At 65.4% G+C, this 11755-nt stretch carries 14 protein-coding genes; 9 read left to right on the top strand and 5 right to left on the bottom strand.

From position 1 onward, the window contains the following. Positions 1-50 precede the first annotated feature (50 nt). The 7 genes from VLI63_RS00710 to VLI63_RS00680 all read left to right on the top strand — a co-directional run bounded on the left by VLI63_RS00710 (position 51) and on the right by VLI63_RS00680 (position 6307). Positions 51-977, top strand: coding sequence for a heme o synthase (locus VLI63_RS00710; protein ID WP_409154999.1), 927 nt, complete (start codon positions 51-53; stop codon positions 975-977). Between the two features lie 106 nt (positions 978-1083). Then, entirely contained in the window at positions 1084-1974 is an 891-nt protein-coding gene (locus tag VLI63_RS00705; protein ID WP_409154998.1) for a COX15/CtaA family protein, read from the top strand. 224 nt (positions 1975-2198) lie between these two features. Then, positions 2199-3617: a Fe-S cluster assembly protein SufB gene (gene sufB / locus VLI63_RS00700; RefSeq protein WP_185203839.1), complete on the top strand. Its 1419-nt coding sequence runs from the start codon at positions 2199-2201 to the stop codon at positions 3615-3617. 21 nt (positions 3618-3638) lie between these two features. Further along, positions 3639-4844, top strand: a complete 1206-nt coding sequence (gene sufD, locus VLI63_RS00695) for a Fe-S cluster assembly protein SufD (RefSeq protein ID WP_409154997.1) — start codon at positions 3639-3641, stop codon at positions 4842-4844. Positions 4845-4871: 27 nt separating this feature from the next. After that, a complete protein-coding gene (locus VLI63_RS00690) occupies positions 4872-5189 on the top strand; it encodes a non-heme iron oxygenase ferredoxin subunit (protein ID WP_370543708.1) in 318 nt (105 codons plus the stop codon). Positions 5190-5208: 19 nt separating this feature from the next. Then, positions 5209-5973 (top strand): Fe-S cluster assembly ATPase SufC, encoded by a 765-nt coding sequence (sufC, locus tag VLI63_RS00685; RefSeq protein WP_409154996.1) that lies wholly within the window; start codon positions 5209-5211, stop codon positions 5971-5973. A 4-nt stretch (positions 5974-5977) separates the two neighbouring features. Beyond that, a complete protein-coding gene (locus VLI63_RS00680) occupies positions 5978-6307 on the top strand; it encodes a metal-sulfur cluster assembly factor (RefSeq protein ID WP_185203835.1) in 330 nt (109 codons plus the stop codon). Between the two features lie 98 nt (positions 6308-6405). Here the strand turns inward: VLI63_RS00680 and VLI63_RS00675 are convergent, their stop codons facing one another. Next, the gene (locus tag VLI63_RS00675) at positions 6406-7017 is read right to left on the bottom strand and encodes a biotin transporter BioY (RefSeq protein WP_409154995.1); all 612 of its coding nucleotides are present in this window, start codon (positions 7015-7017) and stop codon (positions 6406-6408) included. A gap of 110 nt (positions 7018-7127) precedes the next feature. Here VLI63_RS00675 and VLI63_RS00670 point away from each other — a divergent pair, with 110 nt between their 5' ends. Continuing rightward, positions 7128-8726, top strand: a complete 1599-nt coding sequence (locus VLI63_RS00670) for an ABC-F family ATP-binding cassette domain-containing protein (RefSeq protein WP_185204058.1) — start codon at positions 7128-7130, stop codon at positions 8724-8726. A gap of 24 nt (positions 8727-8750) precedes the next feature. On the opposite strand, the gene VLI63_RS00665 is transcribed toward VLI63_RS00670, so the two are convergent. Genes VLI63_RS00665 through VLI63_RS00655 form a run of 3 tightly spaced genes read right to left on the bottom strand, consistent with a single transcriptional unit; the run spans position 8751 to position 10206 of the window. Continuing rightward, positions 8751-9608, bottom strand: coding sequence for an SURF1 family protein (locus tag VLI63_RS00665; RefSeq protein WP_409154994.1), 858 nt, complete (start codon positions 9606-9608; stop codon positions 8751-8753). Further along, positions 9605-9901, bottom strand: coding sequence for a hypothetical protein (locus tag VLI63_RS00660; RefSeq protein WP_409154993.1), 297 nt, complete (start codon positions 9899-9901; stop codon positions 9605-9607). The genes VLI63_RS00665 and VLI63_RS00660 overlap by 4 nt, the downstream gene beginning before the upstream one ends. A gap of 11 nt (positions 9902-9912) precedes the next feature. Beyond that, positions 9913-10206, bottom strand: coding sequence for a DUF3099 domain-containing protein (locus VLI63_RS00655; RefSeq protein ID WP_409154992.1), 294 nt, complete (start codon positions 10204-10206; stop codon positions 9913-9915). 114 nt (positions 10207-10320) lie between these two features. Here VLI63_RS00655 and VLI63_RS00650 point away from each other — a divergent pair, with 114 nt between their 5' ends. Beyond that, on the top strand, positions 10321-11043 hold the full coding sequence (locus VLI63_RS00650) for a beta-ketoacyl-ACP reductase (RefSeq protein WP_409154991.1): 723 nt from the start codon (positions 10321-10323) through the stop codon (positions 11041-11043). Positions 11044-11072: 29 nt separating this feature from the next. On the opposite strand, the gene serB is transcribed toward VLI63_RS00650, so the two are convergent. Further along, positions 11073-11711, bottom strand: coding sequence for a phosphoserine phosphatase SerB (gene serB, locus VLI63_RS00645; RefSeq protein WP_409154990.1), 639 nt, complete (start codon positions 11709-11711; stop codon positions 11073-11075). Positions 11712-11755 lie beyond the last annotated feature (44 nt).

Raw genomic sequence — 11755 nt, 5'->3', positions numbered from 1 at the left:
GCCGGGGCGCCTACACTAATTAGCGGATGTGATCGGGTGTTAGAGGAGCAATGGACGTAGCGGTAGAGACTCGGGAACCGAGCGAGCGCATCGGTCTTGCCCGCAAGTCGAAGGCATATTTCGCCCTCACCAAGCCGCGGGTGATCGAGCTGCTCCTCGTGACGACAGCGCCGGTGATGATCCTGGCGCAAGGCGGCATCCCCAACCTCTGGCTCGTGCTGTGGACGCTGGTCGGGGGCGCCCTGAGCGCCGGATCCGCCGGAGCATTCAACTGCTACATCGATCGCGATATAGATCGGGTCATGAAGCGCACGAGCAAGCGTCCACTGGTCACCGGGGAACTGAGCGACCGGGAGGCCTTCGTCTTCGCGTGGGTCATCGGGGCCGCATCGATCGCGGTGCTCGGGTTGCTCGTCAATTGGCTCGCCGCAGCACTGTCGCTCGTCGCCATCCTGTTCTACGTGCTCGTCTACACCCTCGTGCTCAAGCGCCGCACCCCGCAGAACATCGTGTGGGGTGGGGCTGCCGGCTGCATGCCCGTGCTCATCGGCTGGGCCGCGGTCACCGGTTCGCTCAGCTGGACTCCGGTCATCCTCTTCGGAATCGTGTTCCTCTGGACGCCACCCCACTACTGGCCGCTGTCCATGCGCTATCGCGCCGATTACGCCTCCGTGAACGTGCCGATGCTCGCCGTGGTGCGCGGTCGAACGGTCGTCGGCCTGCAGGTGGTGCTCTACGCGTGGGCGACAGTGGCCTGCTCGCTCCTCCTCATCCCGGTTGCGCACATGGGGATCCTGTATTCCGTCGTCGCTGTCCTGGCCGGCGGATGGTTCGTGTTCGAGTCGCATCGCCTTTACGCCATGGCGATCCGCCACGACACCGTCAAACCGATGCGGGTCTTCCACAGCTCGATCAGCTACCTCACGCTGCTCTTCCTCGCTGTCGGGATCGACCCTCTGCTCGCTCTCGTGCGCTGACCCCCATCCTCCGGAGGACCGACCCATCGTCACCCCATTCAGCTGGCTGGCCAGCCGGTACAGCCTCGGCCCCCGTGCACTGCGCTGGGGCACGACGGCCGCACTCGTGGTCAGCGTCTTCATCGTGCTCACCGGCGGAGTGGTGCGCGTCACCGGATCCGGACTCGGCTGCCCCACCTGGCCCGCCTGCGAATCCGGGTCGTTCACCACCACACCGGAGCTGGGCATCCATGGCTTCATCGAGTTCGCGAATCGGGCTCTCACCGGAATCCTGATCATCGCCGTCGGCTGGGCCATCGTGGCGGCACGGCTGCAGAAACCCCGCAACCGCACCCTCACCCGCCTGGCCTGGTCGCAGTTCTGGCTGGTCATCGCCAACTCGATCGCGGGCGGCATCTCCGTGCTCACCGGACTCAACCCCTACGTCGTCGCGATGCACTTCGTCCTGGCGATCGCTCTTCTCACGACGACGTCACTCACCTGGCACCGCGCGCGGCAGGCCATCGCGCCGAGCGACGTCCCCGCCGCGGCAGCGGGGCGCGCATCCGGCACCCTCAGCGGCGTGCTGGTCGCGGTCACCTTCGTGCTCATCGCGGTCGGAACTCTGGTGACCGGCTCCGGACAGCACTCGGGTGATTCTGCGGATGTGCCGCGCATGGGCTTCGTCTGGGAACAGGTCGCGATCGTGCACGGGGTGCTCGGAACAGCGGTCATCCTGCTCGCTCTCGCGCTTTACGCGTCCCTGCGGACGAGATCGGACACGTCCCTGGCACGACGCCGGGTGATCGCATTCGTCGTGGTGACGGTGGCGCAGGCCGCTCTCGGACTGCTGCAGGCGAATATCGGAGTGCCCGCCGCGCTGGTGGCCATCCACGTCCTCGGTTCCGCGCTGGTGTGGGTCGGCGTGCTGCGGGTGCTGCTGGATGTGAACCCCGGACTGTTCCGCACGGTACGGCCGCAGGTGCTCGCGACCCCGATGACTGCGACTCTCCGCTGATTCGCAACCCGCTGCCTGTAGAATCGGCTACGCAGTAAGTACTTGGGCCACCGTGTCGGCGTCGATACGCGAGGCGTCTTCGCTCGGCAGATAGCGTGCCGGTGGGGATCCGCCGCCGGTGGGCGTGCGGGGGAATGCCCTCGCTCCTCCTCCGGTTGACACAGGGGCAGGAGTAATACCAAGGATTTATGCACCAGAGGTTTTGTCAAAGGAAGTGGGAAACTATGTCGGACATCCTGATCGACCGTCCCGAACTGGAAAGCCTCGGTATCTACGAGTTCGGCTGGTCCGACTCCGACGTTGCCGGAGCATCCGCCAAACGCGGCATCTCTCCAGAGGTGGTGGCCGACATCTCGGGCCTCAAGAGCGAACCCGAATGGATGCTGAAGAACCGCCTGAAGGCGCTCGCGCTCTTCTACAAGAAGCCCATGCCCGCCTGGGGTGCGGACCTCTCCGGTATCGACTTCGACAACATCAAGTACTTCGTGCGCTCCACCGAGAAGCAGGCCCAGACCTGGGACGATCTGCCCGACGACATCAAGAGCACCTACGAGAAGCTGGGAATTCCAGAGGCCGAGCGACAGCGCCTCGTCTCCGGGGTCGCCGCCCAGTACGAGTCCGAGGTGGTCTACCACACGATCAACAAGGACCTCGAAGAGCAGGGTGTCATCTTCATGGACACCGACACTGCCCTCAAGGAGTACCCGGAGCTCTTCAAGGAGTACTTCGGCACGGTCATCCCCGCCGGCGACAACAAGTTCGCCGCGCTGAACACCTCGGTGTGGTCGGGCGGCTCGTTCGTCTACGTGCCGAAGGGCGTGCACGTGCAGATCCCGCTCCAGGCCTACTTCCGCATCAACACCGAGAACATGGGCCAGTTCGAGCGCACGCTGATCATCGCCGACGAGGGCTCCTACGTGCACTATATCGAGGGCTGCACCGCTCCGATCTACAAGTCGGACTCCCTCCACTCCGCCGTGGTCGAGATCATTGTGAAGAAGAACGCCCGCGTTCGCTACACGACGATCCAGAACTGGTCGAACAACGTCTACAACCTGGTCACGAAGCGGGCGATCGCCCACGAGGGCGCGACCATGGAGTGGATCGACGGCAACATCGGTTCGAAGGTCACCATGAAGTACCCGTCGATCTACCTCGTCGGGGAGCACGCGAAGGGCGAGACCCTGTCCGTCGCTTTCGCCGGACCCGGACAGCACCAGGATGCCGGCGCCAAGATGATCCACATGGCTCCGTACACCCAGTCATCCATCGTCTCCAAGTCGATCGCCCGTGGCGGTGGCCGCACCGGTTACCGCGGCGAGGTGCGGATCGCCGAGGGCGCCCACCACTCCGCGAACACGGTGCGCTGCGACGCATTGCTCGTCGATGCCATCTCGCGTTCCGACACGTACCCCACGACGGATGTCCGCGAGGACGACGTGCAGATGGGCCATGAGGCGACAGTCTCCCGGGTCAGCGCGGAGCAGCTCTTCTACCTCCAGTCGCGCGGGATGCCGGAGGACGAGGCCATGGCGATGATCGTGCGCGGTTTCATCGAACCGATCGCCCGCGAACTCCCCATGGAGTACGCCCTCGAACTCAACAAGCTCATCGAAATGGGCATGGAAGGCAGCGTCGGCTAGGTGTCTGTTCCTACTCAAACCGTGCCCGAAACGGTCACCACGGGTTCTGCTTCAGCGCCCGATCACTCCCGCCTCGGCTCGAAGCAGCACAGCGATGGCGGCTGGGGTCTCGTGCCCGTGCAGGTGCGTTCCGCGCGCTTCGCATCCTTCGACGTCGCCGACTTCGAGGCTGTCACCGGCCAGGAGGCGGAGTGGAAGCACACCCCGATCGCCCGGGTGCAGCCACTGATCGATGGCGCCCTCGATCCGGACATCCAGCCCCTCACCGGTGTCACCGCCTCGGGCGACGCCGCGCTGATCGAGTGGGTTTCGCGCGACGACTCCCGCATCGGTCGCGCCGGCAAGCCGGAGGAACGGGCGTCAGCCAATGCCTGGAGCTCGTTCGAGTCGGCACTCGTCGTCACCGTCACGGGAGAGCACTCCTCCGAGGTGACCGTGACCCGGTCCGCCCTCGGAGCCACGGCCCGGGCCGCCCATACCGTGATCCACGCCACGCACCACAGCGTCGGCACTGTCGTTTTGCATAACAGCGGTGACGCTCTTCTCAGCGAGAACGTCGAGATCATCCTCGACGAGGGCGCCCAACTGACGGTCGTCACCGTGCAGCAGTGGGAGCCCACCGCCGTCCACCTTGCGAGCCACTTCTCGGAGATCGGTCGCGACGCGAGGCTCAAGCACGTCGTCGTCTCGCTCGGCGGATCCGTCGTGCGGATCAATCCCTCGACGCATCTCTCCAGCGAGGGCGGGGATGTCGAGCTCTACGGCGTGTATTTCGCCGACACGGGCCAGCACCTCGAACAGCAGGTCTTCGTCAACCACGACGCGCCGAATACCAAGTCACGCGTCAGCTACAAGGGCGCGCTTCAGGGTGCCGGCGCCCACACCGTCTGGATCGGTGACGTGCTCATCCGACCGACCGCCGCCGGAACCGACAGCTACGAGCAGAACCGCAACCTGTTGCTGACGGATGGCGCGCGAGCCGACAGCATCCCGAACCTCGAGATCGAGACCGGCGACATCGCCGGCGCTGGCCATGCGAGTGCCTCTGGACGGTTCGACGACGAGCAGCTCTTCTACCTCCAGGCCCGCGGCATCCGCGAAGACGAAGCGCGGCGCCTCGTCGTGCGCGGCTTCCTCTCCGAGATCGTGCAGAAGATCGGTCTGCCCGACCTCGAAGAACGACTCCAAGACGCCATCGAAGCCGAACTCACCGTAAACGAAGCCTGACCCCGAATGGAAGAGCCTGCAGTGACCATCAAGATCTGTGCCGAAAGCGACATCGAACTCGGCTCCGCAGTGCGCGTCGTGATCGACGGCACCCCCATCGCCGTCGTTCGCGATTCCGCCGGCGCGGTGCATGCCATCGGTGACACCTGCACGCACGGTGATATCTCCCTCGCCGAGGGTTTCGTCGAAGACGACACCCTCGAGTGCTGGGCGCACGGTTCGAAGTTCTCGCTGATCACCGGCAAGCCGATCACTCTCCCGGCCTACGAAGCGGTGCCCGTCTTCGCGGTCTCCATCGTGGACGGCGACGTCTTCATCGATCCGACCCCCGTGGTCGCCTCCTAACCTCCAAGGAATTCACACCATGTCAGTACTCGAAGTCACCGACCTCCACGTGAGTGTCGAAACCGAACAGGGCACCAAGCAGATCCTGAAGGGCGTCGACCTCATCGTCAACGAGGGCGAGATCCACGCGATCATGGGCCCCAACGGCTCGGGAAAGTCCACGCTCGCCTACACGATCGCCGGTCACCCGAAATATCACGTGGAGAGCGGATCCGTCACCCTCGACGGCCAGGACCTCCTCGCCATGTCCGTTGATGCCCGCGCCCGCGCCGGCCTCTTCCTCGCGATGCAGTACCCGGTGGAGATCCCCGGAGTCGCCGTCACGAACTTCCTGCGCACTGCCAAGACGGCGATCGATGGTGTGCAGCCCTCCATCCGCACCTGGACCAAAGAGGTCACCCAGGCGATGAAGGACCTGCGGATGGATGCCTCATTCAAGGACCGCAACGTCAACGAGGGTTTCTCCGGCGGCGAGAAGAAGCGCCACGAGATCCTTCAACTCGAGCTGCTCAAGCCGAAGTTCGCCATCCTCGATGAGACCGACTCCGGCCTCGACGTCGACGCGCTCAAGATCGTCTCGGAGGGTGTGAACCGGGCCAAGGAGAATACCGGTCTCGGCCTCCTCCTGATCACCCACTACACGCGGATCCTGCGCTACATCACCCCCGACTTCGTGCACGTCTTCGTCGATGGACGGGTTGCGGAAGTGGGCGGCGCCGAGCTGGCCGATCGCCTCGAAAATGAGGGCTACGATCGCTTCCTGGCCCCCGCGAGCCTAGGCTAGAGCCATGGCTGTTGCACTCGCTCCCGCTCTCTTCGACCAGGTGGAAGAGGCGCTCAAGGATGTCATGGACCCCGAGCTCGGGGTAAACATCGTCGACCTCGGACTCATCTACGACCTCACCTGGGACGACGAGAACGACGCGCTCATCATCAGCATGACCCTCACCTCGGCCGGCTGTCCTCTCACCGATGTGATCGAGGAGCAGACTGCGCAGTCCCTCGACGGGGTAGTGGAGCAGTTCCGCATCAACTGGATCTGGATGCCGCCGTGGGGCCCAGAGAAGATCACGGACGACGGTCGCGACATGATGAGGGCCCTCGGCTTCTCGATGTAGACCGCTGTATCAGCAGCGCCGCTCTCCACATGCCACAGCGGGTGCACCCGGTCCGACCGACCGGGGCACCACGCCTGAGATGCTCCGTGACGGTTGCCCTACTCGGACAGTGGTGCGCGTCGGTCGTCCTTGCGGTTGATGCCGAACCAGGCGAGGCGGATAAACCCGGCGGCAAGCAGCGCCTTGACGATTCCGCCGACGATGAACGGGTACAGTCCCGCTGCGAGCGTCTGCTCGAGGTTCAGGCCGAGGGATGCCGACAGCCACGGCAGCCCGAAGGCGAATGTGACGACGGTGCCGGCGGAGAAGGAGGCGATTGCCCCGAGGATCTTGTGGTCCCACGAGCGCTGGGCGAGCCATCCGGTGAGAGCCGCCGCGAAGATGAAGCCGACGATGTAGCCACCGGTCGGTCCCGCGATGACACCGAATCCGTGGCTCGCGTCACTGAACACGGGGAGACCGATGACTCCGAGTACCGCGTAGAGCGCCATGGACAATGAGCCGCGCACGGCACCGAGGGTGCTTCCGACGATCAGCACGGCAAGGGTCTGCCCGGTGATCGGAACCGGCCAGAGCGGCACTGTCAGCTGGGCGGCGACCGCGGTGAGTGCGGCTCCGGCGGCGACGAGCACGACATCCGTCGCGAGGCTGTGGGTGAAAATTCGGTCCGCGAGAGTGGGCCGTCCGGGCGCCAACGTGAGGGTGCTCATATGTTCTCCTTGAATGCAGGGGGAATAGACCGACAGGCCCACGATTTATACTAGAGGCCACCCCCTCCCTCACGTCGTCGCGAGATGACTCAAACAATTGGACTTTGCCTGTGCTCAGCGTGCACGACCTCGAACTGCGTGTTGGCGCACGCATGCTCATGGAGGACGTCACCTTCAGAGTCGAACGCGGAGACAAGATCGGCCTGGTCGGCCGAAACGGAGCGGGCAAGACGACGCTGACGAAGGTGCTCGCCGGCGAGGAACTCGCCACCGGCGGCACCATCGATTCGACCGGTGAGATCGGCTACCTGCCGCAGGATCCGCGATCCGGCAACCCGGAGGATCTCGCCCGCACCCGCATCCTCGACGCCCGCGGCCTCGGCCAGCTGGTGATCGGCATGGAGAAGACCGCGCTCGACATGGGCGATTCCGACGAGAAGGTCGCCGCGAAGGCGATGAAGCAGTACGGCGAGCTCCAGGACCGCTTCATGGCGCTCGGTGGATACGCCGCAGAGGCCGAAGCCGCCTCCATCGCCAGCAACCTCAGCCTGCCCGACCGCATCCTCGACCAGCCACTGTCGACTCTCTCCGGTGGCCAGCGTCGCCGCATCGAACTGGCCCGCATCCTGTTCTCCGGGGCGGACACCATGCTTCTCGACGAACCGACGAACCACCTCGACGCCGACTCGGTCACCTGGCTGCGCGAGTTCCTCAAGAACTTCCAGGGCGGACTGATCGTGATCAGCCACGATGTCGAGCTCGTGGAAGACACCGTCAACCGCGTGTTCTACCTCGACGCGAACCGCCAGGTCATCGACATCTACAACATGAACTGGAAGAACTACCAGCGACAGCGTGCCGCTGACGAAGAGCGTCGCAAGAAGGAACGCGTCAACGTGGAGAAGAAGGCCGGGGTTCTGCAGATGCAGGCGGCCAAGTTCGGAGCGAAGGCCTCCAAGGCCGCTGCCGCCCACCAGATGGTGCGCCGCGCGGAGAAGATGCTGTCGGGGCTCGACGAGGTGCGTGCCGTCGACCGTGTCGCCAAGCTGCGTTTCCCCGATCCGGCGCCCTGCGGACGCACGCCGCTCATGGCATCCAATCTCTCCAAGAGTTACGGCTCACTCGAGATCTTCACCGCGGTCGACCTGGCCATCGACCGGGGTTCCAAGGTGGTCATCCTCGGCTTCAACGGCGCGGGCAAGACCACTCTCCTGCGCATTCTCGCCAGCGTCGACCAGCCGGATACCGGCCAGCTCGAGCCCGGCCACGGACTGCGGATCGGGTACTACGCGCAGGAGCACGAGACCATCGACGTGAAGCGCACCGTGTTGCAGAACATGGTGTCCTCCTCGCCGAACATCACCGAGACCGAGGCCCGCCGCGTTCTCGGCTCCTTCCTGTTCTCGGGGGATGACGCCACCAAGCTCGCCGGGGTGCTGTCCGGTGGCGAGAAGACCCGCCTCGCACTCGCGATGATCGTGGTCTCCGGAGCCAACGTGCTGCTCCTCGACGAGCCGACCAACAACCTCGACCCGGCCAGTCGGCTCGAGATCCTCGATGCCTTGGCGAACTACTCGGGCGCCGTGGTGCTCGTGAGCCACGACGAGGGAGCCGTCGAGGCCCTGAACCCCGAACGCGTGCTCATCCTGCCCGACGGCACCGAGGACCTCTGGAACCGGGACTACGCCGACCTGGTGGCACTCGCCTGAATCCTCGAGGCGCGGGGGGATCGCTCAGCGCCCGTGACGGGAACCGGTGGTCTCCAGGATCTCGTCCTCCACCTCGCTGTCGCTGCGCGGCCTGGTGAGCTTCTTGCGCTCGCGCACCTCGGCACGCTCCTGCTCCTCCGGATCGTCGGCATTCCTCATCCGATATTCCTGACGGATCGCGTACCAGAGCCCGAAGAACGCCATGACTCCGAAGATGATCCACTGGATGGCGTAGGAGATGTGCAGTCCCTCGTCGAGTTCGGGCTGCGGCATCGCGGTCGGCCGGGTCGCCGCTGCGGGACTCTCCGACACCATCAGACCGTAGGCACCCGTGTAGGTGGGTTTGCCCACGATCTTCTGCACGTCAGGCAGGTGGATCGTCGCCAGCTCGCCGCGGGTGTCCGAACGGCCGCTCAGGGTCGGTTCGCCCGCTTGCAGCCGCACCACCACGGTGACCGTGCCGCTTCTCGGTGAGGGGATGCTGTCGGGCCGGTCCTGCTTATTGCCGATCGGTACGTAGCCGCGGTCCACGACGAAGACGGTGCCGTCCGGGAGCTGAAGCGGATCGAGCACCTCGAATCCGGGCTGTCCGTTCAGCGGACGATTGCGCACGAGCACCTGGGAGTCCGCGAGATAGGTCCCGGTGACCGTCACCTGCTTCCACTGCTGCTTCGGCGAATAGGAGCTGCGGGTGGGAAGGGCCGATTCGAGCGGCACCGGGGTGCTGTGGTAGTTGCGATCGACGAGTTCGTTGGCGCTACGCGTCTCGTTGAGCCGGGCGACCTGCCATTGCGAGAGCCCGACGCAGACCGCGGCGAACACCACAGCCAGAGCGAGATAGCCGAACCATCGTCGGCTGATCGCAAATCTCCAGCGGTTCATGGCAGTGCGGTCTCGGTTGCAATTACCGGAGGGGCAACGCCTGGTGTGACGTCGGGAAGCCGGTCGAGCGGCTCATCGAGCGGGGTGACGACGACCGGGAAGTCGCGGGCTTCGAGATAGTCGTGCAGATAGTCGCGGTGCTCATCGCACGCCAGCCAGATCTTTACCCGCTCCGGCCCGTGAATCCGCGGGTTGCGCCAGTTGATGTTCCACCCGGCCGGGTTCGAACAACTCGCCCGCGAGCAGGTCTGCCCCTCGAGCTCTGCGTCGAATCCGCCCCCGAAACCGATCATCGGCGCCCCGATCACCGGGGGTCGGGACCGGGGACGTCGGGCGCGCGGCGCACCAGACCGCCCGGTCGCAGAACCTCGGCGGCAGGCTTCGAGATGCTCGCGTTGGCGAGCACGACGGCGATGTAGGGCAACACGATCGCCCCGACAGCCGGAAGGAGTCGCCACCAGCCCGGCACGACGAGGCAGAGCAGGATGCAGACGGTGCGAATGCTCATCGCGACCGTGTACTGGATCATGCGGCTGCGCCGATCGTCCTGAGGAGACCGGGGGAGTGAGGTGATCGACTGCTGCTGCTGTTTCGCCATGGTGTGAGACAAGCCTACGGCTAAGATTGCGGGAGTTTGCCTGCGCCCGGCATACGCTCAGGGGGCGTTGAGGCTAGCGTCAAACCAGGCAGAACCACCGAGAGTGAGAGAGCGATGACCAGCTCCGAATTCGTCCCCCGTACCGTGCTCGTAACCGGGGGGAACCGGGGCATCGGCTTTGCCATCGCCGCCGAATTCGTGTCCCTCGGACACCGTGTCGCGGTCACCGCACGCTCGGGTGATGGCCCGGTCGGCGCACTCACGGTGCGCGCGGATGTCACGGACTCGGCCTCGGTCGATGCCGCGTTCACAGAGATCGAATCCGCCCTCGGCGCTGTCGAGATCCTCGTCGCCAATGCCGGGATCACCCGGGACACCCTCCTGCTTCGGATGACGGAAGACGATTTCACATCGGTGATCGACACGAACCTCTCCGGCGCATTCCGCGTGGTGAAGCGCGCCTCAAAGGGGATGCTCAAGGCTCGCTACGGGCGCATCGTTCTCGTCTCGAGCGTCGTCGGGCTTCTCGGGTCCGCCGGGCAGGTGAACTACTCCGCGTCCAAGAGCGGCCTGATCGGCCTGGCCCGATCCGTCACCCGCGAGTTGGGCGCGCGCGGGATCACCGCCAACGTGATCGCACCCGGCTTCATCGAGACCGACATGACGGCGGAGCTGCCGGAAGCGCAGCAGGAGGCCTACAAGAAGTCGATTCCGGCTGGCCGGTTCGCCAGACCAGAGGAGGTCGCACGGGTGGTGGCCTGGATCGCGGGAGAGGATTCCGGCTACATCTCCGGTGCGGTCATCCCCGTCGACGGCGGCCTCGGCATGGGGCACTGACCGCCCTGAATCCCGGCTCCGCGCAGAGTTCAGCCGCGCAATCCGAGGAGCGGAAGCAGCTGGCTGAGATCCCGCACATCCATCAGCACGTCCGCCTCATCCCGAACCGGCGCCTTTGCGTCGAAGCCGACGGCGAGCCCCGTGATCGCCATCATCTGCAGGTCATTCGCCCCGTCGCCGACGGCGACCGTGTGCGCTATCGGAACCCCGAAGTCCGCGGCCCACTCGATGAGGGTGTCGGCTTTCGCCGTGCCATCGATGATGGGTCCGACCAATTCGCCGGTGAGGACCCCGTCGACGACCTCGAGACGGTTCGCCCTCCAGTAGTCCAGACCGAGCTGGGCCGCGACCGGATCGATGATCTCGTGGAATCCTCCCGAGACGACAGCGACACGACCGCCCGCAGCACGCACGCCGGCGATCATCTCCGGCACTCCCGGCGTGATGCGCACGAGTCGGCCGACCTCGCCGAAGACCGACTCTGGCAGTCCCGCGAGCGTCGCCACCCGGGCGCGGAGGCTCTCCTCGAAGTCGACCTCGCCGTTCATGGCGCGCGCCGTGATCTGCGCGACAGCAGCGCCGGACCCCGCAGCATCGGCCAGGAGCTCGATCACCTCGTTTTCGATGAGGGTGGAATCGACATCGAGAACGACGAGAAAGCGGGGCATCGGGAACTACCGTTCGTTAGGGGGAAGGCAACCGTCGAGCCCGC

It is taken from the genome of Lacisediminihabitans sp. H27-G8 (genome assembly GCF_046156175.1).
Taxonomy (GTDB): domain Bacteria; phylum Actinomycetota; class Actinomycetes; order Actinomycetales; family Microbacteriaceae; genus Lacisediminihabitans.
Note: the sequence above shows the minus strand (reverse complement) of the source record. Positions and strands in the feature narration are given on the sequence as shown.